At 67.0% G+C, this 22,691-nt stretch carries 18 protein-coding genes, 1 pseudogene and 2 riboswitches; of the genes and pseudogenes, 9 read left to right on the top strand and 10 right to left on the bottom strand.

Annotated features, from left to right (window positions below; translation table 11 throughout):
* Positions 1 to 35: 35 nt before the first annotated feature.
* A complete protein-coding gene (locus FXO19_RS19580; RefSeq protein ID WP_425481461.1) occupies positions 36 to 167 on the bottom strand; it encodes a hypothetical protein in 132 nt (43 codons plus the stop codon).
* A 198-nt stretch (positions 168 to 365) separates the two neighbouring features.
* Between FXO19_RS19580 and FXO19_RS10305 the strand changes: the two genes are divergently transcribed.
* Both FXO19_RS10305 and FXO19_RS10300 read left to right on the top strand, forming a co-directional pair.
* On the top strand, positions 366 to 653 hold the full coding sequence (locus FXO19_RS10305; protein ID WP_149195005.1) for a TIGR02391 family protein: 288 nt from the start codon (positions 366 to 368) through the stop codon (positions 651 to 653).
* An 87-nt stretch (positions 654 to 740) separates the two neighbouring features.
* A complete protein-coding gene (locus tag FXO19_RS10300) occupies positions 741 to 3,170 on the top strand; it encodes a TonB-dependent receptor (RefSeq protein ID WP_149195004.1) in 2,430 nt (809 codons plus the stop codon).
* 201 nt (positions 3,171 to 3,371) lie between these two features.
* Here the strand turns inward: FXO19_RS10300 and FXO19_RS10295 are convergent, their stop codons facing one another.
* The 5 genes from FXO19_RS10295 to FXO19_RS10275 all read right to left on the bottom strand — a co-directional run bounded on the left by FXO19_RS10295 (position 3,372) and on the right by FXO19_RS10275 (position 8,338).
* A complete protein-coding gene (locus FXO19_RS10295) occupies positions 3,372 to 4,307 on the bottom strand; it encodes an MBL fold metallo-hydrolase (RefSeq protein ID WP_223115472.1) in 936 nt (311 codons plus the stop codon).
* 157 nt (positions 4,308 to 4,464) lie between these two features.
* The gene (locus FXO19_RS10290) at positions 4,465 to 6,501 is read right to left on the bottom strand and encodes a 2Fe-2S iron-sulfur cluster-binding protein (RefSeq protein WP_149195003.1); all 2,037 of its coding nucleotides are present in this window, start codon (positions 6,499 to 6,501) and stop codon (positions 4,465 to 4,467) included.
* A gap of 93 nt (positions 6,502 to 6,594) precedes the next feature.
* A complete protein-coding gene (locus tag FXO19_RS10285; RefSeq protein ID WP_149195002.1) occupies positions 6,595 to 7,212 on the bottom strand; it encodes a glutathione S-transferase family protein in 618 nt (205 codons plus the stop codon).
* Positions 7,213 to 7,254: 42 nt separating this feature from the next.
* Positions 7,255 to 7,719: a nuclear transport factor 2 family protein gene (locus tag FXO19_RS10280; protein ID WP_149195001.1), complete on the bottom strand. Its 465-nt coding sequence runs from the start codon at positions 7,717 to 7,719 to the stop codon at positions 7,255 to 7,257.
* A gap of 67 nt (positions 7,720 to 7,786) precedes the next feature.
* Positions 7,787 to 8,338 carry a carboxymuconolactone decarboxylase family protein gene (locus FXO19_RS10275; protein ID WP_149195000.1) on the bottom strand — a complete coding sequence of 184 codons (552 nt, stop codon included), beginning with the start codon at positions 8,336 to 8,338 and terminating at the stop codon, positions 7,787 to 7,789.
* 126 nt (positions 8,339 to 8,464) lie between these two features.
* Here FXO19_RS10275 and FXO19_RS10270 point away from each other — a divergent pair, with 126 nt between their 5' ends.
* Together FXO19_RS10270 and FXO19_RS10265 are read left to right on the top strand one after the other, a co-directional pair.
* Entirely contained in the window at positions 8,465 to 9,367 is a 903-nt protein-coding gene (locus FXO19_RS10270) for a LysR family transcriptional regulator (protein WP_149194999.1), read from the top strand.
* 409 nt (positions 9,368 to 9,776) lie between these two features.
* Positions 9,777 to 10,097, top strand: coding sequence for a hypothetical protein (locus tag FXO19_RS10265; protein ID WP_149194998.1), 321 nt, complete (start codon positions 9,777 to 9,779; stop codon positions 10,095 to 10,097).
* A gap of 161 nt (positions 10,098 to 10,258) precedes the next feature.
* Here the strand turns inward: FXO19_RS10265 and FXO19_RS10260 are convergent, their stop codons facing one another.
* On the bottom strand, positions 10,259 to 11,557 hold the full coding sequence (locus FXO19_RS10260) for an alpha/beta hydrolase family protein (RefSeq protein ID WP_149194997.1): 1,299 nt from the start codon (positions 11,555 to 11,557) through the stop codon (positions 10,259 to 10,261).
* A gap of 340 nt (positions 11,558 to 11,897) precedes the next feature.
* Positions 11,898 to 11,995, top strand: a riboswitch (glycine riboswitch).
* A riboswitch (glycine riboswitch) is annotated at positions 11,996 to 12,086 on the top strand.
* Between the two features lie 53 nt (positions 12,087 to 12,139).
* Here FXO19_RS10260 and gcvP point away from each other — a divergent pair.
* The 3 genes from gcvP (at position 12,140) to FXO19_RS10245 (ending at position 18,334) form a co-directional block, all read left to right on the top strand.
* Positions 12,140 to 15,028, top strand: a complete 2,889-nt coding sequence (gene gcvP, locus FXO19_RS10255) for an aminomethyl-transferring glycine dehydrogenase (protein ID WP_149194996.1) — start codon at positions 12,140 to 12,142, stop codon at positions 15,026 to 15,028.
* A gap of 440 nt (positions 15,029 to 15,468) precedes the next feature.
* Complete coding sequence (locus FXO19_RS10250) at positions 15,469 to 17,589, top strand: catalase (protein WP_149194995.1); 2,121 nt, start codon at positions 15,469 to 15,471, stop codon at positions 17,587 to 17,589.
* Positions 17,590 to 17,710: 121 nt separating this feature from the next.
* Positions 17,711 to 18,334, top strand: coding sequence for a hypothetical protein (locus tag FXO19_RS10245; RefSeq protein ID WP_149194994.1), 624 nt, complete (start codon positions 17,711 to 17,713; stop codon positions 18,332 to 18,334).
* A 351-nt stretch (positions 18,335 to 18,685) separates the two neighbouring features.
* On the opposite strand, the gene FXO19_RS10240 is transcribed toward FXO19_RS10245, so the two are convergent.
* On the bottom strand, positions 18,686 to 19,645 hold the full coding sequence (locus FXO19_RS10240; RefSeq protein WP_149194993.1) for a helix-turn-helix transcriptional regulator: 960 nt from the start codon (positions 19,643 to 19,645) through the stop codon (positions 18,686 to 18,688).
* 110 nt (positions 19,646 to 19,755) lie between these two features.
* Here FXO19_RS10240 and FXO19_RS10235 point away from each other — a divergent pair, with 110 nt between their 5' ends.
* Together FXO19_RS10235 and FXO19_RS10230 are read left to right on the top strand one after the other, a co-directional pair.
* Positions 19,756 to 20,388 carry a glutathione S-transferase family protein gene (locus FXO19_RS10235; RefSeq protein WP_149194992.1) on the top strand — a complete coding sequence of 211 codons (633 nt, stop codon included), beginning with the start codon at positions 19,756 to 19,758 and terminating at the stop codon, positions 20,386 to 20,388.
* Between the two features lie 141 nt (positions 20,389 to 20,529).
* Positions 20,530 to 21,225 (top strand): aspartate/glutamate racemase family protein, encoded by a 696-nt coding sequence (locus FXO19_RS10230; protein WP_149194991.1) that lies wholly within the window; start codon positions 20,530 to 20,532, stop codon positions 21,223 to 21,225.
* Positions 21,226 to 21,412: 187 nt separating this feature from the next.
* Here the strand turns inward: FXO19_RS10230 and FXO19_RS10225 are convergent.
* Both FXO19_RS10225 and FXO19_RS10220 read right to left on the bottom strand, forming a co-directional pair.
* Positions 21,413 to 21,925, bottom strand: a pseudogene (locus FXO19_RS10225) (DNA-binding protein); the annotation flags it as partial.
* A 174-nt stretch (positions 21,926 to 22,099) separates the two neighbouring features.
* The gene (locus FXO19_RS10220) at positions 22,100 to 22,681 is read right to left on the bottom strand and encodes an alpha-ketoglutarate-dependent dioxygenase AlkB (protein WP_149195052.1); all 582 of its coding nucleotides are present in this window, start codon (positions 22,679 to 22,681) and stop codon (positions 22,100 to 22,102) included.
* Positions 22,682 to 22,691: the final 10 nt, after the last annotated feature.

Here is a 22,691-nt window from a genome sequence, read left to right as displayed (position 1 = left end):
TGCCCGCGTCCTGATCGCAAGCTCAGTGCAGCGCTTCAGCGGATACTGTAATCGTCCTCGCGCGGGTGGCGGACCGCGAGCACCGCTACGGCGTAAGGATCCTCGATCTCGAACAGCGCCACGTCGCCGGTTGCGCCGAAGCGATGGTCAGCTCCCGCAGAATGCATCCCCGCCCTCAGCCCTGCGGCAGCTGAAGGGCGAGGTAGCGATCGCCGCCGCCGGTCGGTCACCCGTCTCGAGCAACCACACCGCTTCCCGTTTGAGCTCCGCCGCGAACCACTGACGCTTCTGCATCGAACACCTCCGTGCGAGGACCGTGTTCCGAGGAATCAGGCGTGGCTCAACCTGACCCCGTTCTTCGGTCCATGCGCCACTACTTGGAAGGTGATTACCGCAATGCAATGCTCGATGGGATGCTCGCGCTGTCCGGCTTTATCCGCCACCAAACGGGCCTCGAGGCAGATGGCAACGCCATCGCCACAGAGGCGTCTTCGTTAGGCCGGCCAAGGCTGATCTTTAGCGAGCCCTTGAGAGTCAGGCCGGAATTCTCAGAAAAGTTCATGGAAATGATCGCTGATGCATATGCAGGCATACGCAACCAAAGGCTCATTCGCTCGTCCATGACTTGGACAACCGGAATATTGTCTAGGTGACAAACGTGAAATATCGCCTTAATCTCGGCTTGCCGATGTGGGGAAGCGACATCGCGTAATGTCTATCAACTCCGGGGAATCTCGAATATGCCAACCCGTCATAATCGCAGCCTTCGCCGCAGTGCGCTGGCCACCGCACTGTCCTCCGCCATTGTCCTGAGCGGTACAACATTCGCCCAAGAGCAGCAAACGGACCAAGGCTCCCCTGAACTGGAAGCAAAAGAGCTGGACGCCGTGGTTGTCACCGCACGCAAGCGCACGGAATCCATCATGGAAGTGCCGATGAATATCACTGCCATCTCGGCCGAGGAGCTTACTTCCAGGAACCTGACCAGCGTCGAGGAGATCTATCGAACGATCGCCGGTGGCGCCAGTGCGACCGGGCAGCTAATCCTGCGAGGCCTGAGCGGAAGCAATTCGCCATCCCCGGATACCACCAGCCAGTTCGTCGACGGCGTGCCGTTCGAGTCGTCGAACATCTTCGATGTGGACCGCGTGGAAGTACTTCGCGGACCACAGGGGACATTATGGGGGTCCAACGCCATCGGCGGTACGGTGCAGATCATCACCAACAAGCCGCGCGTCAACGATTTCGAGATCTTCAGTACGCTGCGTGCGAGCAACGAAAGCGACGTGCCTGGACTCGCCAAGCGATTTGAATTCGGCGCAAATGCGCCGTTGATCGAGGACAAGTTGGCGCTACGTGTGGCTGGCAGCACCTACAGGACACCGGGCAAGATCGTCAACGCCGCCACCGGAACCCAGCGGAGCATCAGCGGGGAACTGCTGCGGATGCAACTGCAATGGGAGCCCACCGAGGATACTCGCTTCAACCTGGGGTATATCAACCAGAAGTCGCGGACCGAAGGGACCCGTCTCGCGGACCGCTCGCAACCGGGCGGATACTACGTCCCCAATTTCACCGAGAATCCAGATTCCCCCTGGGGTTACGACGTCGACTACGACGTCGTCTCGTGCGACGCCACCTGGGAGCGCCCCGCGTGCTTCACTGATGGCAATCCCGGAGTCGATGCGCCATCGCGCTACACCATCTACGAGATCATGGATCCGTGGTCCAAGTCAGGCACCGATCTGTTTTCTTTGACGTTCGAGCATGACGATCTGTTCGGCATCGCATCGGCCAGCTATGTCGGCTCTTGGCGCGAGATCAAGGACGACTCCCTGGACAATTGGTCACGCCTGGACATGGCCGACATGATGAAGACCTGGATCATCAACCACAACAAGACCAACCGGGTCACCCACGAACTTCGCTTCCAGAGCAACGAACGCCGTGGTGGGTTCGACTGGACCGTTGGCCTGTTCCAGGACCGCGACTGGGAGGGCTACAACCCGAACGCGCAGTGGCAGTACCACGAAATCACCCCGCAGGGCATCGCGCTATTCTCCGACTGGAACGACTGGGCATGGTTCGATCCAGCATGGGCGGCGCAAGGAATCCACAACGTTGGCGACCTGGGTCGGATTTTGTATGGAGATCCCAGCAAGAACTACAACCTGACCTATCACCACGTAAGCAGCAAGGAAGAAGCTGCGTTCGGCGAACTCAGCTACTCGTTCGATGCCGGTTCGGGACGGATCGAGATCACCGGCGGCATCCGCTACTTCAGGCTGGACGATGCCACCAGCTACACGCAGAGTGGCATCTGGATCGGACCTGAAGCCAACACCGCCACTACGGGCGGACAGGAATCTGGCAATCGCAAGAAGCTCAGCGTGGCCTGGATACCGAACAGCGACATGAACCTGTACGCGCTGTATTCGGAAGGTTATCGCCCAGGTGGCAACAATGGGCCGCTGCCCAACGCTTGCCTTGACGATGAATTCGCGCCGTCGCATCGCGACCGCTACACCAGCGACAAGATCGACAACTACGAGCTTGGCTTCAAAGGGAATCTGTGGGATCGCCGTTTGCGCATAGCATCTGCGATCTACCAAATCGATTGGACCGACGTACGCACCAGCATCTACATGCCAACCTGTGGATTCTCGTTCACCGCGAATGCCGCCAATGCACGCTCGCGCGGGGTCGAGTTGGAGAGCCAAGCCTGGCTTGGCAACAACACGACACTGACCTTCAACGCCGCCTATACCGATTCGACCATGCTAGACGATGTACCCGCACTTGGCGCCAAAGCCGGCGATGACATGACCATGGTGCCCAAGTACAACGGCTACCTGGCATTGGACCACGGCTTCAATTTGTTCGATCGCGACGCCTCCGCCCGCATCGACGTGGCGACCTACGGACCGTTCAAGTCGCATTTCAACGTTCGCGACGAGGATCGCACCGCGGGCTATACCACGATCAACCTGTCCGGCCGCATCCATTTGAATGACGACGTGAGTTTGGGCTTGTTCGCGAACAATCTGTTGAACAAGGAGTACGTTACTTATCGTTCCGCGCGCAGCCGCACATCCAGCAGCCAGCCGCTCAACGAAATCTATGGGGATGGCCGCACCATAGGCATGCGTCTGGACATGCGCTTTGAGTAACTCTTGAGTCACAAGAGCATCCACCGGGGCGGCGGCCAGGCGCCGCCCGTTTCGTTCCGTCAACAAGTGGATGTAAGCATCGGCGCGGGGCATGTTGGCGCACACGAATACGAACGAGATCACCAACGGGCTGTTGAGGCAGACTTCCCCAAGGGCGTCAACCCACGAAGGCGATCGTGCTAACGAAGGGCGGCATCCTTGTCATTGCCTCCAGCCCATCCATGCGCCCGGCGCGATTACCTGGATTCCGACGGACGTCTCGCGCGCCGCCTTGCGCAACCGTTCGATCGGGTCTTCGACCTCTACATATTCCTCCAGGCCGGATACGCCGTAGTGGATGGGCACCAGACGGCGCGCACCCAGGATGGTCGCAGCCGCCAACGCCTGCTCGGGCGTCAACACACCCGGGTGGCCGCTGACCGGCTTGCGCCATCCGAAGCGCGCACCGTTGACCGGCAGGAATGCCGCATCGAATGGGCCGAACTGGCGGCCGATCCGCCACCAGTGTCCATGCCAGAGCGTATCCCCGCCATGGAAGATGCGCCGACCTCCCGCCGACACCACCCAGGAGACCTGCGGGTCGCCATAACCATCCGAGGCCGGCACCGGAGTGGCGGTGAAGTCGCCGAGCAGCTGTGGCTCCCAGAGCGCGCTCGGCCGTGCACGGGCGCCTCGTGGAATCGGCAGCGGGTTCGTTCCGGCCGGGTACACCAGGGCGCCGCCATTGCCCAGCGCTTCCCCTACGGCTTTCGCATCGAAATGGTCGGGATGCGCGTGGGTGATGAGGACATAGGTGTCGCCAACGGCATCGCCGACGGGAATCAGCGGATCCTTGAGTGTGGATCCCCACGCATCCGGATTGACCAGCGGATCGATGAACAACGTCGCCTGCGGGAGCTGCAGACGGATGCCCGCCCATGCCAGTCGCTGGATGCGCAAGCCTTCCGCATTGGTTGCTGCGAAGACGTGACTGCCCGGAAGCAGGGCGGAGGCCGCCAGGCCGGCGCTGCCGGACAGGAACCGCCGACGCGAGATGCGGTGCCTGGACACACGGTCGTCGTTGTTCATGCCCGTTCCCCCTGCCGCTGCCAGTATCCGCTCTGGTACGCATCCGCCAGATCGGCTCCCGTATTCCATTGCCGGGGCATGGCGAGCGATTCGATCACCAGGGATGGATCGATTCTTGCAGCGCATCCGCTTCCGCTTGGGGGGCAAGCGGCACGCCGACCTAATGGGCGCGAAGCAATGCCCAGAATGAAGTCGATGATGTTCGACATGGTGTCTCCTTGTTCGGTTATGCCTCGATGATCAGCGGTTCGCTGCCTTGCGCCGGAAGCGCCTGGCACAGCAGCAGTTCGTCGTCGCCGCAGGGGGTGGACGGATTGCGTGGGTAAGTGACCGAGCCCTGCGCGAGCACGTGCTTGCAGCTCCCGCAGGTGCCCGAGCGGCAGGAGTACGGCGGGCTGAGTCCGCGCGCCTCGGCCAGTTCGAGCAGGCTTCCGGAGTCCGGTGTCCATCGCGCTTCCTTGCCCGAACGCGCGAACAGCACGCTGACCGCATCGGTTGCCGCAGGCGGCATACCGGCCTCGTTGTCGCGGCGGATGCCGGCCGGCCCGAACGCCTCGGCGTGGATGCGTTCATTCGGCACGTGGGCGCTGCGCAGTTGTGCGTAGACCGACTGCATGAAGCTCGGCGGCCCGCACAGATGGAAATCGAAGTCGCCGAATGGAAGCACCGCCTGCAGCAGTCCCATGTCGATGCGGCCCTTCACGTGGTAATCGATTCCTTCGATGCCACCGCCGGGGTCACTCAGGACCTGGACGACGCGCACTGCGCCGTTGGTGGATCCGGCGAGCCGGCTCAGCTCGCCGGTGAACGCGCGCTCGGCCACGCTGCGGCTGCCGTGGATGAACCAGGTTCGCCTCACGCGGCGTTTCCGCACTCCTTCGTGGACCACGTGCCTGAGCATCGCCATCATCGGCGTGATGCCGATGCCGGCGGAGATCAGCACCAGGGGCCGCTGCTCCAGCGCATCGACGACGAACTCGCCGCGTGGTGCCCGCGCCTGGATCACGTCGCCGACGCGGCAGCGGTCATGCAGGTGCGCGGAAAAGACACCCTGCTTCTTGACGCTGATGCGGTAAATGCCGTCCGACGGGGCGACCGACACCGTGTACACGCGTGAGGTATGGCGCTCGTCACCGGGCAGCTGCAGTCGAACCGGCAGGTACTGGCCGGCCTCGTGCAGCCACAGCCCCGATGTGTCGATGGGTTCGAGCCAGAACGACTTGACGACGGATGACTCCTGCACGATTTCGACGATGCGGAAGTCCCGCCATTGCTCGCGTATCCGCTCGGCCTCGCGGCGCGCGTCGGACTCCTCCCACGAGCCGGTCATCAGCGTGTTCGGCGACGCCTCGCCGTCGCGGCCGCGCAGCGGAAACGCACCCTTCCGCCTGGTCCAGCGACGAACGTCCACGTGCCACAGCCGTTCCGCGCCCCGGAAGGTGCGGACTTCTTCCGCGTCGAAATCGAGCACGACATCGCCGGACAGATGGAGCATGTCGCCGTTGGCGAAGTCCACGAACACCAGGCCTGCCTTCGGGTTGAGCAGGAAGTTGCCGAGCGTGTTGAAGTGGAGGTTGCCGGCGAAGTCCGGAATGGTCAGCCGGTTGCCCTGGATCCTGACGAAACCCGGCTTGCCGCCGCGATGGGAAGCGTCCACCGAGCGCTTGCCCTGCTCTCCGTGTTCGGTATGGCTGCCGACGAAAAAGATGTCGGCGGCCGCGATCATCCTCCGCGCCGCCTCATCGAGGTCCTGCCCGGATTCGATGTCGCCCTGCCAGGCCTGCGCGGGGTCGCGGACGAATGCCATGTCGCGTGCGTGGATGTATTGCGGACAGTTGCCGAAGGATTGACCGACGGTCACGCCGATCATCCCGTGTTCGTTACGGGCCAGGGTGCCGTTCATTCGGTTGCGGCGCCGCGTGTGCAGTTCGATGCCGAGCAGGCCGACGGGTTCGCCGGGAAGCCAGCCTTCGCCGACCGGGTCCGAGAGGTCGGGCATGCGATCGATCTGCAGGAACTTCGCGTCGGCGGAATGCGCGAAGCCGGGCGTGCCCGCCAGCAGCGTGACCGCGGGGTAGCCCTGGCGGCCGACGCTCGCAGCGACGAGAAAGGGCAGCTGCGCAAAGAAGGTCCGATGCTGGTCAGGCATGTGGTCGCGCACCACCTTCCTTGCGAATGCGTCCATGCGCTCGGCCACGCCGAGTTGGCGCTGGATCGCGAGTTCGCCTTCGTGGAAGGGAGAGGGAGACAGTTCGGCCGACATTGCCAGTGACTCGTCAGGTATCGGTGAGCACAGGGGGTGGTTTGCGTGGCAGGCCGGCGTGCGCCTGCCACGTGCAGGTCGGTGGGGCGACGCTTACGCCGCAAGCCCCACCTTCGTCGCCTGCATGGCGACGAAGCCCGGCAGCTGCTCGATGCGCTTCAACCACGTATTGACGTTGCCGTATGCGTCGAGCGCGACGTTTCCCTCCGGCGCGTGTGCGATGTAGGAATACGCAGCCACGTCGGCGATGGTCGGCTTGTCTCCTGCCAGGAAGTCGCGGTCCTGCAGCTCGCCATCGACCACCTTGAGCAGGGCGTGGCTGCGTGTGATCAGGTCGTTCGCGTCGAACTTCGCCCCGAACACCGTCACAACGCGCGCAGCAGCAGGGCCGAACGCGATCTGGCCTGCGGCCACCGACAGCCAGCGCTGGACGCGCGCCGCGCCTGCCGGATCTTCAGGCAACCACTGGCCGCCACCATGCTTCTTGGCGATGTACACGAGGATGGCGTTCGAGTCGGCGACCACCACGCCGTTGTCATCCAGGACGGGGACTTGGCCGAAGCTGTTCAGGCGCAGGAACCCGGGCTGCTTGTGCGCGCCGTTCCTCAGGTCCACGTCGATCAGTTCGGTTTCCAGGCCGATCAGCGAGAGCAGCAGTTGCGCGCGATGCGAGTGGCCGGAAAGCGGGTGGCGATAGAGTTTGATTGCCATGTCGATGGTCCTTGGGTGGGAAGTGGATTGCGGGGTGATCGATCAGAGCCCGAGTTCGCCGAGCGACGGCTGGTCGTCGGGGCGACGGCCGAGCGGCCAGCGGAACAGGCGCTCGTCCTCGCTGATCGGCAGGTCGTTGATGCTGGCGATGCGCGTGCGCATCAGGCCGTGCGGGTCGAATTTCCAGTTCTCGTTGCCGTAGCTGCGGAACCAGGCACCATGCGCGTCCTGCCACTCGTAGGCGAAGCGCACGGCGATGCGATTCTCGTGGAAGGCCCACAACTCCTTCGTCAGCCGGTATTCGCGCTCTCGTTGCCACTTGCGGGTCAGGAAGGACTCGATCTCGTCGCGGCCCTGCAGGAACTCCGAGCGATTGCGCCAGCGGCTGTCGGTCGTGTACGCCAGTGCGACACGAGCGGGTTCGCGCGTGTTCCAGGCGTCCTCGGCCAGCCGCACTTTCTGCGCGGCGGTGGCCCGGGTGAATGGTGGCAGTGGGGGTCTATCCATGGTCGACTCCTCGGCGGTAGGGAGGACGCCGGTCGCGCGAATCACGGCCGGCAACCTCGTTCGGGAATCAGGCCGCCTGGCGCGGGGCGACTACCGGGAAGTCGACCTCGGTCCTGGCCACCTCGTTGATGTAGTTCGTCCAGGTGTTGAGCGCGACGTGCTGGACGATCTCGACGATCTGCTCGTCGCTATAACCGGCCATGCGCACGGCCTGCACGTCCTCATCACCGATGTGGCCGCGGGCGTGGGCCACCTTCGCGGCGAAGCGCACCGCGGCGGCGGCTTTGGGATCGTTCGAGGTGCCGCTGCGGTTGGCGGCGAGCTCGGCGTCGTCCAGCTTCGCCAGGTGCTTGCCGAGATAAGTGTGTGCCGACAGGCAGTACGAGCAGTCGTTGATCTCGGCGACGGCCAGGGCGATCCGCTCGCGGGTCGGACCGGGCAGGCTGCCCTTGCCGAGGGCGCCGGACATGCCGAGGTAGCCCTCGAGCGCGGCCGGGCTGATGGCCACGAGGCGGAACAGGTTGGGCACTGAACCGAGCTGCTGGTTCACGGCCTGCAGCAGGGGCTGGGCGGCGGCCGGGGCGGATCCGATGTCGGCGGGGATGGCGATACGAGACATGTCTGGCTCTCCTTGGGGGTAGTGGGAAACGGTCGTGGGGCCCGTCGGAGAAAGAGCCTAAGCACTTCCACATTTCGGCACTAGCATGTAAACATTGGAACCAATCTTCCGAAATATGAAATAAACATGGACCGTCTGGAAACGATGAGCGTGTTCAAGAGCGTCGTGGAGGAAGGCAGCCTGTCCGCCGCCGGCCGCAGGCTCGGCATGCCGCTGGCCACCGTCAGCCGCAAGCTGTCGGACCTCGAAACGCACCTGAAGGCGCGCCTGCTCAATCGCTCCACCCGGGGGCTCACGCTGACCGACGCCGGGCGCGATTACCTCGTCGCGTGCAAGCGGATCCTCGAAGACGTGACCGAAGCCGAACGGGCCGCGGCGGGCGAGTTTTCCGAGCCACGAGGCGAGTTGGTGATCACCGCCCCGCTCGTGATGGGCCGAATGCACGTGCTGCCGGTGGTCGTCGAATTCCTGGCGGCCTATCCCGAGATCGACGTGCGCCTGATCCAGGGAGATCGCATCGCTCACCTGCTCGAAGAGCACATCGATCTCGCCGTGCGCGTCGGCGAGCTACCCGACAGCCGGCTGACGGCGACGCGCATCGGCGCCATCCGCCGCGTGGTCTGCGCCCACCCGGACTATTTTTCCGCGCATGGGCTTCCGAACGTGCCACGCGACCTGGCCGGTCATCGGTGCGTCACGTTCGACGCGATCAATTCAACCGAAGTGTGGAGGTTCCCGGTGGATGGCACCGAGATCGCGGTGCCGGTGCGTTCGACGCTGGTGGTGAACACCGCGGAAGCAGCGATCGATGCGGCGATCGCCGGTGTCGGCGTCACGCGCGTGCTTTCCTACCAGATCGAGGAATGGAAACGCGGCGGTCAGTTGCAGACCGCACTGCGCGAATTCGAGCCGCCGGCAATGCCCGCCAGCCTCGTTTATACCGGCCAACGCCGCCTGCCATTGAAGCTGCGCGCATTCCTTGATTACGCGACACCCCGACTGCGGGAAAGACTCGCCACGGCCGACTAACGCGGTCCCCGCACCGGTTCGCGGCTCGGCCTAATTCTGGCGTTGAGTGACCGTTTCGAGTCGAAAACGGTCACCGCCACGCCTCCACTGCAGAGAACACCCGCTCTTGCTCACCTTCCGCCTCAGATCGAATCGCTCCAGCGCCATTGCCGGATCCAGTGCGTCGATGTTCTTGAAATCGATCTCGCTCTAGGCCCCCGGGTCACCGTCACGCTCAACAGATACTCGTCCCAGACGACGCCGGTTGCCCGACCTTGGCGCTGCGAGTAGCCAGTCGCAGCACTGGCCGAGCCCGAGCGCTCGCAGGCGCAGGCCAAGCTGGCGCTGCTGCAGCAGTTGCACGATGGCTGGCCGAAGGTCGAGCGCCTGCTGTCCGAAGGCCGCGTCTGCCTCCGCCTGCAGGGGGGCCATGACGCGCGACGCGGATGAACTGCGCGTGCGCGTCTACGCGATGGCAGAGCAGTACCGGCGGGACTTCGAGGGTGCGCTGTCGCAATTCGACAAGGTCATGCTGGCGGATGGTTCGAGCCTCGGCCGGCGCCTGCGCAGCCGCTGTGGCCGCATGTCGTCGGCCGACGGCGACCCGTTCGCGTTCGTCCACGTCACCGCACCCGTGGAGGACGCCTATCTCGACCTGTACCGGCGCGAGCTGGCCGAACTGGCGCTGCTGGCTGATGCGGCTGAACGCGGGCATGGGATCCGTCCGATCCGACTGTTCCAGAGCCGTTGATGCGGCCCGGCGCAGAGACAAAGCGACGGAGGAGATGAACACTCCGGCCGGCCATCTACTTTGGATCGAGCCGCCCTTTTGGACGTGCACCTGCCCTCCCCGCCCTACTAGGCAACGGCATCCCGAGCCGAACGGCATCCCGTAGGCCATAGCGGATAGCGCTAAGGGGGCGAAGACAACTCAGCCGCCCCATAGTCCGGCTGCAGCGGCCTGTCGAGGATGAAATCGGCCATCAGTCGGAAGTAGCCCTCGGGCTGGCGGGTGGAGACGCGCTCGCCGTCGGGTCCCGTCTCGAACTCGTACATGCCGTGGTCGGCGTCGGGGAACAGTGCGGTGACGATGGGCCTGCCGTCGCGCTGCAGCGCGGCCAGGCGGCGCAGGGTCTCGCCCGGCGGGGCGTCGCGGTCCTGGCCGCCGAGCGCCCAGAGCTGCGGGACGTCCAGCGTCTCCAGCACCGGCATGGGGTCGTAGTGCGCGGGGATGCCGTACACCAGCTGCGGGGCCTCCTTGCGCACGGTCGCCTCGTCGTTGCCGAGCAGGTACCAGGTGAAGTTGCCGCGCACCGACGGATACCAGGGTTCATCGCCGTACTTCGCCTTCACTGCTTCGAGCTGCTCGTAGCCTTCGGTGAAGCCGCTTGCGATCACCCGCGCGGTGGCATCGGCAATCTCCATGGCGCCGGCGGTGACCACGGGGCCGAAGCCGCCGCGCTGCATGTCGAAGGCGATGGCCTCGCGGTCCTCCTCCAGCGGCGAGACCGCCAACCCGAAGCTGACGATGACGAAGTCCACCGGTTCGATGCGCGCCGCCAGCGGCGCCACCCAGCCGCCCTGACTGCCGCCCTGGTAGCCGACGCGCCCGGCGCGCGCGCCGGCCAGGCGCCGCGCCTCGCGCATGGCGTGGATGGCGTCGACCGCCAGCGTCAGGTAGTCCTGGGTGTAGCGGCCGCCCGAGGCGCCGGTGCCGCGCTTGTCGTAGGCGAACACGCCGATGCCAGCGCTGGCGAATTCGCGCTGCAGCGAGTACCGCGCCAGCGCGGAGTCGCGCTCGGCGCCGTGCACCAGCACCACCAGCGGCACCGGGTCGTTGCCGGGGGGAAGCGTCAAGCGCCCGGCGAGCGTGACGCCGCTGCCCTGGAAGCGAGTATCGGTCTGCTGCAGCGGCACGCGTTGCCCGGACGTCTGGTCGAAGCGAATGCCGCCGCGCCCGCAGTCGGTGAAGCTCACGCGGTGGCCGTCCGGCCGCTCCGTCCAGCCCAGGGTGCTGGTCCAGGTGCCATCGTCCTGCAGCGAGAGCGCCCCGGTGCGGCCGTCCGTGGTGCGCCACCGTAGCTGGCCCTCGGCACCGGGGCCGATGTCGAGCAGGTCGCCGTTGTCCAGCCGATAGCTGCCGACCTCGCAGGGCGGCGACGGGTCCGATGCCAGCGCCTGCCCCGAAAGCAGTGCGCCTGCGAGCGCCATGGCAACGAACCAAGATCGCTTCGAACGTATGCCTTTCAAGCTGGCGACCTCTCTCGCGGTGACGTCCGCAGCCTGTCACGGCCTGCCCGCGCCGCGCCACCGGTCGGCGACAAAACGCCGGAGACGGCGACGGATCGCCGCGAAGCGGGATCGGAAGCCGTGGGCACGGCCCCATGGCGGTGATCGCGGGCGTCTTCGGCCGGACTGGCAACGAGCCCGGGCGATGCCGGCGCGCCGGCATCGCGCGCGTGGCGCGCTCCTACGGGGGGAGCGCCGCGCGACTGATGAATGGCGGGAGCCGGCGCGGCATCCGCCGGAACGCCTATAATCGTTCCCGCAACACCCCCCGACGGGAGAAGCTGGCCCCGGCCCACCGGATGCCCGCTGCCGAAGGCGCAACGCCCGTAATCGCTCAGGCTCACGTACCGCCGGCGGGGACAACTCTGGAGAGACCGGTTCGATCCGGCGCCGAAGGTGCATGGGAGGGGTTCGTCCCCTCTCCGAACTCTCAGGCAAAAGGACAGAGGGGCGCCCTGCGTGCAGCCGCACGCGGCCCTTCCGCGCCCGCCAGAGTCTGAAGCCATGTCCCAGTCCACATCCCTCCGCTCGCTCGAGCAGCACGACGCATTCATCGCGCGCCACATCGGCCCCAACGACGCCGAGATCACGCAGATGCTCGAGGCGGTCGGCTTCGATTCGCTGGAGTCGCTCACCGATGCGATCGTGCCGGGGTCCATCCGCACCCGCGACCCGCTGGACCTGCCCGAGTCGGTGACCGAGGAGGAGGCGCTGGCGCGCATCCGCCAGGTCGCCGATCGCAACCGGGTGTTCCGCAGCTTCATCGGCCAGGGCTACCACGGCACCCACACCCCGAATGTCATCCTGCGCAACATCCTGGAGAATCCGGCCTGGTACACCGCCTACACCCCCTACCAGGCGGAGATCTCGCAGGGCCGGCTGGAAGCGCTGATCAACTTCCAGACCATGTGCGCCGACCTCACCGGCATGGAGATCGCCAACGCCTCGCTGCTGGACGAGGCCACCGCCGCGGCCGAGGCGATGACCCTGGCGCGGCGCATGTCGAAGGCGAAGTCGCAGGTGTTCTTCGTCTCGGCCGGCGTGCACCCGCAGACCGTCGAGGTGCTGCGTACCCGCGCCGAGCCGCTGGGCATCGAGCTGCTGATCGGCGACGACGACAAGGCCGCCGAAGCGGATGTCTTCGGCGTGCTGCTGCAGTACCCGGACACCTTCGGCCGCGCCAACGACTACGCCGCGCTGGCCGATGCGGTGCACACGCGCCAGGGCGTGGTCTGCGCGGCGGTGGACCTGCTCGCCCTCACCCTGCTCCGGGCGCCGGGCGAATGGGGCGCCGACATCGTGGTGGGCAATACCCAGCGCTTCGGCGTGCCGTTCGGCTTCGGCGGGCCGCACGCGGCCTTCATGGCCTGCCGCGACGCCTACAAGCGCTCGATGCCGGGCCGGCTGATCGGCGTGTCGATCGACGCCGAGGGCAACCCCGCCTATCGCCTCGCCCTGCAGACCCGCGAGCAGCACATCCGCCGCGAGAAGGCCACCTCGAACATCTGCACCGCGCAGGTGCTGCTGGCGGTGATGGCGTCGATGTATGCGGTCTACCACGGCCCCGACGGCCTGGTGCGCATCGCCCGTCGCACCCATCGCTTCGCCGCCATCCTGGCTGCGGTGCTGCGCGAGGCCGGCGTGGAAGTGGGTGGCGACTTCTTCGACACCCTGCACGTGACCGGCATCGACGCCGGCCAGGTGCATGCGCACGCCGGCGAGGCCGGCATCAACCTGCGCCACATCGACGCCAACAGCCTCGGCATCAGCCTGGACGAGACCACCACCCGCGAGGACGTCAGCCGCCTGGCCGGCCTGTTCGGGGTCGAACTGGGCGACCTGGACGCACTGGACGCGGCCACGCCCGACGCGCTGCCGGCGGCGCTGCTGCGCACCTCGGACTTCCTCACCCACCCGGTGTTCAACACCCACCACTCCGAGCACGAGCTGCTGCGCTACCTGCGCACGCTGGCCGACCGCGACCTGGCGCTGGACCGCACCATGATCCCGCTGGGCTCGTGCACCATGAAGCTCAACGCCACCGCCGAAATGATTCCGGTCACCTGGCCGGAGTTCGCCAACATCCACCCGCTGGCGCCGCCGGCGCAGACCCAGGGCTACCGCGAGCTGATCGAAGGCCTGGAGGCGATGCTGGTGGCCTGCACCGGCTATGACAACATCAGCCTGCAGCCCAACTCCGGCGCCCAGGGCGAGTACGCCGGCCTGCTGGCGATCCGCGCCTGGCACCAGGCGCGCGGCGAGGGGCAGCGCGACATCTGTCTGATCCCCGAGTCCGCGCACGGCACCAATCCGGCCTCGGCGCAGCTGTGCGGCATGAAGGTGGTGGTGACCCGCTGCGACAAGGACGGCAACGTCGATGTGGCCGACATCCGCGCCAAGGCCGAACAGTATTCGGACCGCCTGGCGGCAATCATGATGACCTACCCGTCCACGCACGGCGTGTTCGAGGAGGACGTGGTGGAGATCTGCGAGGTCGTCCACGCCCACGGCGGCCAGGTCTACACCGACGGCGCCAACCTCAACGCCATCCTCGGCTTGGCGCAGCCAGGCAAGTGGGGCTCGGACGTCAGCCACCTCAACCTGCACAAGACCTTCTGCATCCCGCACGGCGGCGGCGGCCCGGGCGTGGGCCCGTGCGCGGTGAAATCGCACCTGGCGCCGTACCTGCCGGCGGCGTTCGGCACCGGCGGCGCGCGCACCGGCGGGGTCGGCAACGGCGGCATGGTCAGCGCGGCCACCTTCGGCAGCGCCAGCATCCTGCCGATCAGCTGGATGTACATCACGCTCATGGGCCGCGAGGGCTTGCGCAAGGCCAGCCAGGTGGCGATGCTCAACGCCAACTACGTCTCCAAGCGGCTGGCCGACCACTACCCCACCCTCTACAGCGGCCGCAATCGCCTGGTCGCACACGAGTGCATCCTCGACCTGCGCCCGATCAAGGACGCGACCGGCATCTCCGCCGAGGACGTTGCCAAGCGCCTAATCGACTTTGGCTTCCATGCGCCCACGCTGAGCTTCCCGGTGCCGGGCACGCTGATGGTGGAGCCGACCGAGAGCGAGTCGCTGCACGAGCTCGACCGCTTCATCGACGCCATGATCGAGATCCGCGACGAGATCCGCGCGATCGAGGACGGCAAGCTCGACCGCGACGACAACCCGCTGCGCAACGCGCCGCACACCGCGACCATGGTCGCCGGCAGCGAATGGACCCACGCGTATCCGCGCGAGCTGGCCGCATTCCCGCTGGCGGTGCTGAAGACGACGAAGTACTGGCCGCCGGTGGCGCGCGTCGACAACGTGCACGGCGACAAGAACGTCATGTGCGCCTGCATCCCGGTCGACGCCTACAAGGAAGCAGACGCCGCGGCCTGACCGCGGCTTTCCCGCGCGCCTCGCCAGCGCGAGGCGCGAATGCCGCCGGGCCAGCGCCGGTGCCCCGTAGGAGCGCGCCATGCGCGCGATGCCGCGGGCACGGCGCCACCCGCGGATTTCGGTGACCGGCGCGCCTGCCGGTTCGAAATCGCGGCGTCCACCGGATCCTGCCGGCACCCGCGGCATCGCGCGCGTGGCGCGCTCCTACGGACCACGTGCAATACCGTGGCCGATGCCCTGCACGCAGGCATTTTCCCGCGAGGTGCGGCCCGGCGCATTCATCCGTAGCGGGGCCTGCGAGATGGCCGGACTGCGACGCATCGCACGGCACTTCTCTGCAAAGTTCGACGGGGCATTCACGACGATGCGTGCAGCCTGAACGGTGCTGCGTCGCACTTGCGCGCACGCTCCCGTCCACACGCGCACCGAGGAGCCCCGTCATGGCCGCCAGGAAGCCGTCCGGCAAACCCGAAAAATCAACCGTGAAAGCCAAGCTCGCCCGCGCCGCCGCGAGCAAGGAAAGCCGCGGCCAGGGCGACGAACTGCACCAGCAGGGGCGCGGCGAGCACCCGCCGCTGACCACCAACCTGGGCATTCCCGTCAGCGACAACCAGAACTCGCTGCGCGCCACCGAACGCGGCCCCACCCTGCTGGAGGACTTCGTCCTTCGCGAGAAGATCACCCACTTCGACCACGAGCGCATCCCCGAGCGCATCGTGCACGCGCGCGGCTCGGCCGCGCACGGCTACTTCGAGCTGACCAGGTCGCTGAAGCAGTACACCACCGCGTGCATGCTGACCGAGGTCGGGGAGAAGACGCCGGTGTTCTGCCGCTTCTCCACCGTGGCCGGCGGCGCGGGCTCGGTGGACACGCCGCGCGACGTGCGCGGCTTCGCGGTGAAGTTCTACACCAAGGAAGGCAACTTCGATTTGGTGAGCAACAACATCCCGGTGTTCTTCATCCAGGACGCCATCAAGTTTCCCGACATCATCCACTCGGTCAAGATGGAGCCGGACCGCGGCTTCCCGCAGTCGGCCACCGCGCACGACACCTTCTGGGACTTCATCTCGCTCACCCCCGAGTCGATGCACATGATCATGTGGATCATGTCCGACCGCACCATCCCGCGCTCGCTGCGGATGATCGAGGGCTTCGGCGTGCACAGCTTCCGCTTGCTCGACGACGCGGGCAAAAGCACCTTCGTCAAGTTCCACTGGCGGCCGAAACTGGGCCTGCAGTCCACTACCTGGGACGAGGCGATGAAGCTGGCCGGCGCCGATCCCGACTTCCAGCGCCGCGACCTGTTCGACGCGATCCAGGCCGGCGACTTCCCCGAGTGGGAGTTCGGCGTGCAGATCTTCACCCAGGAGCAGGCGGACGCGCTTCCGTTCGACCACCTCGACGCGACCAAGCTGATCCCCGAGGAGATCGTGCCGGTGACCGTCATCGGCCGCATGGTGCTGGACCGCTGGCCGGACAACTTCTTCGCCGAGACCGAACAGGTGGCGTTCTGTCCGGCCAACATCGTGCCCGGCATCGACTTCAGCAACGATCCGCTGCTGCAGGGGCGGCTGTTCTCGTATCTCGATACCCAGCTGATCCGCCTGGGCGGGCCCAACTTCCACCAGATCCCGGTCAACGCGCCCAAGTGCCCGTTCGCCAACATGCAACGCGACGGCCACATGCAGACCTTCGTGCCCAAGGGCCGGGTGGCGTACGAACCGAGTTCGCTGCAGGACGACACGCCGCGCGAGACGCCGGCGGGATTCCGCAGCCACGCCACCCCGGCCGAGGACGGCGCCAAGGGCCGGATCCGCCCCGAGAGCTTCGCCGACCACTACACCCAGGCGCGGCTGTTCTACCGCAGCCAGACGCCGGTCGAACAGACGCATATCGCCTACGCCCTGGTGTTCGAGCTGTCGAAGGTGGAGACGCCGCACGTGCGCGAGCGCATGGTCGGCCACCTGCGCCATATCGATCCCGACCTGGCGCAACGCGTCGCCGACGGCCTGGGCATGGATGCCCTGCCCCCGGCGCCGCCGGCCGCGGTCGCACCGCAGGACATGGAACCCTCGCCCGCGCTGCAGATCATCGGCCGCATGAAGCACACACTGAAGGGACGCACGATCGGCATCCTGGTGCACGACGGCTCCGACGCCGCCACCGTCAAGGCGCTGCGCAAGGCCGCCGAGCGCGCCGGCGCGCTGGCCAAGATCGTCGCGCCGAAGGTCGGCGGCGCCACCTTGAGCGACGGCAAGAAGCTGCCCGCCGACGGCCAGCTGGCCGGCACCCCGTCGATCGTGTTCGATGCGGTGGCCGTGGTGCTCTCGCCCGACGGCTGCAAGCAACTGGTCAAGGAATCGGCGGCCGTCGATTTCGTCAGCGATGCCTTCGCCCACCTCAAGGCGATCGCCGCCGACACCGGCGCACAGCCGCTGCTCAAGGCCGGCAACGTCGGCAAGGACCCGGGCGTGGTCGACGCCGCCGACATCGAGGCGTTCATCGCCACGGCCAAGACCCGGCAGTGGGCGCGCGAGCCGAAGGTGCGGATGCTGCCGTAGCCATACGAGCGCCCTTCGACGGCCGGCTTCTCGAGATGAACGGACGCCCGCGGACATCAGCCCGTATTCATGCCGACGCAACGAGACTGCACCCGTATTCCCGTCATGCAGGAGGCGTCCCATGCACACGATCAGAAATGCCACCCTGGCCGCCGCGTTGGCGATCGGCCTCGGCCTGCCGGCGGCGTCCAGTGCACAAACCGTTGGCTACAACGTCAGGACCGGCGATGTGTGGGTCGACAACCGCCTGGGTGAGATCAACGACTACGGCAGGCATTATCGCGACCCCTTCATCGACGAGATGACGACCCATTACGGCGCGCCGCGCCCGCTAGTGCTCGAACTGCTGGATGAGCGTCGTTGGGCTCCGGGCGATGTCTACTACGCCTGTGCGATCGCGCACGCGCTGGGGATGCCGTGCCTGGACGTGGTGCGCGAGTACGACCGCAATCCCGGCCAGGGTTGGGGCGCGGTCGCCCAGCGCTTGGGCATCAAACCCGGTTCATCGGAGTTCCACGCGCTCAAGCGCGGCACCGCCCGCACGTACGACCGCTGGGGGCATCCGGTGGAGATCGACCGCCCGGTCCGGGTGGACTGGTCCGAACGCGGCCCGGACCAGCGTGCAAGGGCTGGCAGGTCCGGCGCGCACCCGGCATCGCACACGAACCACAAGCCCGCCGATCGACCCGGGCAAGACAAAGGCAAAGGCAAGGGCAAAAACAAAGGGAAGGGCAAGGACGACTGACATGGCGTCCTTGTTGGAAGCGGCGGCCGATGGCCGCCGCTTTTTTTGGTGCTTCTCCCGATCCACGGGAAGCGCATTCCCATCCGGGAGACGATGCATTCCGGACCCGGGCCTGCCACCCTCCGTAGGAGCGCGCCATGCGCGCGATGCCGCGGGCATTTCGCCGCCCGCGAATCTCGGTGACCGGAGCGCCTGCCGGTCCGGAATCGCGGCATCCCCCGGATCCGGCCGACACCCGCGGTATCGCGCGCATGGCGCGCTCCTACGGAGAGGCGACCGAGGAAGCGCGGCATGGCCGTCGCGTTCGAACAGCCCTGACGCAGACGCGTCGGCGCGACCTGCACGGACGGATCAGGCGCGTGCGGCGGCGCGCGCAAGCCGGCCCGCCATGGCGGCCAGATGTTCGGCCAGTTCGGGCGGATCCAGCACTTCGAACTCCACCCCGAGCAGCGCGATGTGATACGCCAGCACTTCCGGCGAGTGCGCTCCCGCCTCGAGCAGGCAGCGCTCGTCGTCGATGCGTTCCAGCCGCGCGACCGTCGGCGGGATTTCCTCGGCCATCCGCGCCAGCGGCGCGTGCAGCACGATGCGCGCCCTTACCGGATAAGGGTTGGACGAGACCGTGCGCGACACGTAAGCAGCCAGGTCGCCGCCCGGGATCTGCCGCGGCACGAACCGCTGCCCGGTCGCGATCCGCGCCTCGATCCGGTCGACCCGGAACGTGCGCCAGTCCTGCCGCTGCAGGTCCCAACCGACCAGGTACCAGCGCGCGCCGGTGCAGACCAGGCCGTGCGGCTCGAGATCGCGCTCGCTGCTTTCGCCGTCGTGGGCGCGGTACCGGAACGACACGCGCTGCTCGCCGCGACACGCGCCGCCGAGGGTGGTCAGCACCTCGGACGATACCCGGGGGCCTGCCATGCCGAGCGGCGCGACCGCGGCATGCAGCGCGCGAACGCGCTTGCGCAGCCGCGTCGGCAGCACCTGCTCGAGCTTGGCCAGCGCACGCACCGCGCTTTCCTCCATGCCGGCGACGGTGCCGGTGGCGGCCATCCGCAATCCCAGCGAGACCGCCAGCGCCTCGTCGTCCTCCAGCAGCAGCGGCGGCAGGGTGGCCCCGGCGCCAAGCTGGTAGCCGCCCGCCAGCCCACTGCTGGAGCGCACCGGGTAGCCGAGGGTACGCAGCCTGTCGGCGTCGCGGCGCACGGTGCGCGGCGTGACCTGCAGGCGTTCGGCCAGCTCCGCGCCGGACCAGAAGCGGCGGACCTGGAGCAGCGTGAGCAGGCGGAGCAGGCGGGCCGATGTGTCGAGCATGGGGACAAGACTAGCCCAGGTCGAGGACAGAATCTGTCCTCAATGCTTGCTAGCTTGTCGCAACGGTCAGACGCATCCCGCGGGACCGATCAACCAAGGGAACATCCGCAATGTCGCTCACCCTCTACGCCGCCCCCATGTCCAGCGCCACCCCCGTGGTCTGCGCCCTGGCCGAGCTCGACGTCCCCCACGAACTGGTGATGCTGGACCTGGCCGCCGGCGACCAGAAGAAGCCCGAGTACCTGGCCCTCAATCCCAACGGCGTGGTGCCGACCCTGGTGGTGGACGGCACGCCGATGTTCGAGGCGGTGGCGATCATGCAGTGGCTGGGCGATCGCTACGGCGTCGAGCGCGGCCTGTGGCCCGCTACCGACACGCCCGAACGGCTGACCGCCCTGTCGTGGACGACGTGGGCCTACGTGACCTACGGCACCATGATCAACATCCTCAACCACGCGCAAAGCCCGCACGCCGACCCGGCGCTGCACCACCCGCCACTGGCCGCGCACGCGCAGGGCGAATTCGGCAAGCTGCTCTCGCGCCTCGACGCCCGCCTGGCCGAGCACCCCAACCTGCTCGGCGATGCGTACTCGCTGGCCGACATGATCGTCGCCAGCGTGGTCGCCTACAGCACCTATTGCGGCGTATCCGTCGACGCGCATCCGCACGTGAAGGCATGGCTGCAGCGCTTCCAGCAGCGGCCGGCCTACGTGAAGACCTGGAGCGCCGCGTCCGCCGCCTGAGCGATACACAGGGCTTGTCCGGATGCCAAGCCCTGCTCGAGGCGGATGGTCGGCGAACGCCTTCGTACGAGACCGCCGGTGCATGGCGATCAACACCGTACGATGTCCTGACAATCCGCCTTGACCTGGAGTTCAAGCCGCATGCCTGCTCACATCGGTATCGTTGCCTGCTCTGCCGAAGGGGCCGCCCTCTGCTACCGGACCATTTGCGTGGAAGGCGCGGAGCTGCTGGGTGCCCACGCGCATCCCGAGGTCTCCGTGCACACGCCGCCACTTTCCGACTATGTGCGTTTCCTCGACCGGGGCGATTGGGACGGCGTGGGCGAACTGATGCTTCGTTCCGCGGACAAGCTCGCGAAGATCGGCGCGGATTTCCTGATCTGCCCCGACAACACCATCCACCAGGCGCTTCCCCTCGTCGAGTCGCGGTCGCCGTTGCCTTGGCTGCACATCGCCGAGGTCGTGGCGGCGGAGGCGTCGCAACGCGGGTTCCACCGCCTTGGCCTGCTGGGGACGCGGTGGCTGGTCGACGGCGATGTCTATCCGGAGAAGCTCTCGGCGTACGGACTGGCGTACATGCGCCCCGACGATTCGGAGCGCGACGCAATCGACCGGATCATCATGGAGGAACTGGTCTACGGCATCCACAAGCCCGAAGCGGTCGCCTACCACCGGCAGGTCATCGCGCGCCTGAAGGACTGGGGCTGCGATGCCGTCGTGCTCGGCTGCACCGAAATCCCCTTGATCATGGACGATTCGAATTCACCGCTGCCGACGCTGGACTCCACCCGGATGCTGGCGCGGGCGGCATTGCGCCGGGCCACGTGGAGCGCCTGAAGGTGGCAGCCCGTAGGATGGGTTGAGCCGGAGGCGATGCCCATCGCCCGCCGGACAGCCGGGCCGCCTGTGCCTGCGCCGCGAATACCGGCGGACGCAGCCTGCGCCGCCGTCAGCCCGACCGCTTGCGCGTCTTCGACGACTTCTTCGTCGACTTCTTCGTTGCTTTCTTCGTCGACTTCTTCGCGGCCGTCTTGCGGGCCTGCTTGCTCCTGGTCTTCGCCGCCTTCTTGGCCGCGGCCTTGCGCACGCTCGGGCCCTTGGTTTTGGCCGCCTTCTTCGCCGCCTTCGACCGGCTGCTGGCGCTGCGCTTGGACGCGGCCTTCTTGGCCTGCTTCGACAGCGCCTTCTTGCCGGCGACCTTCTTGGCCGTGGTCTTCTTGCTCGCGGTCTTCAGCGCCTTCTTGGCGCCGCGCGAGCGCGTCGGCGAGGGCTTGTCGCCGGACTTCGCCTTGGCGCGGTCCTGGGCGGCCTTCTTCTTGGTCGCCTTGGACGCCGACTTCGGCGTCCCGGCCTTCACCCCGGCGCGGCGCGCCTTGGACAGGCCGATCGCGACCGCCTGCTTGGTCGACTTGGCCCCGTGCTTGCCCTCGCGGACGTGCTCGATCTCCTCGCGCACGAACTCTCCCGCCTGCGTGCTGGCGGACTTGCCTTCGCGCTTGTCCTTCTTCGCGCGCTCGATGGTCTTCTTCTCGGGCATGACGCCTCCCTTGCCGGCTTGCGATTGTGAACACAGGCCAGCTCTAGCAGGGGGCAGGTCAAGACGAAGCGAATTTCGATGGCTCAGCCACCTGCAGACCGCCGCCCGTAGCACCGCGCGAGTCGGTCGGCATTGGTCCCGGCATCGGAGTTGTCGGGCATGGCTTCTCCCGCGTCAGGGCAGATGCGCCTCGGGCCGCACGCGGAAGACGATGCTCATGCGTGGGCCGACCGGTCGCGCGGTCTTGGGAATGCCGTGCTCATGGGTGAGCTGGGAGGCATGGCTCATGCCGAGCAGGCTGCCGTGGGCGAGATCGACGGCGAGGCGCCCGCGGTCGCCGGCCTTGGCGCGGATCAGCATGCGGCGCGGGTGGCCGAGCGAGAGCAGCGTGATCGGCTGGCCGGGGACGATGGTGTGCAGCTTGTCGTTGTGCATGGCGACGCTGTCGCTGCCGTCGCGATAGAAGTTCAGGCCAACGGCGTTGTACGGCGCCGGCACGACGGCCTGCACGCGGGCGAGGATCTCGGCCAACGGCAGTGCCGGCGGCAGGGCGTCGGTGCGATAGCCGGCGAGCAGGCGTGGCACGTCGACGATGCGGTCGTACATCTTGCGGCGCTCGCTGTGCCAGTCGGCATGCTGCCACAGGGTGCGGAACCAGGCATCGGCGTCGGCCGCGCCGGCAAAGGCGGGCCAGTAGCGGACGCCGCCTTCGGCGTCGTCGAGCAGGGTCTGCGGTGGGGAAGCGAAGAGCACCATGACCATTCGC

This window comes from Luteimonas suaedae, from assembly GCF_008312895.1.
Lineage (GTDB): Bacteria > Pseudomonadota > Gammaproteobacteria > Xanthomonadales > Xanthomonadaceae > Luteimonas > Luteimonas suaedae.
This window is presented reverse-complemented; position numbering and strand designations above follow the sequence as displayed.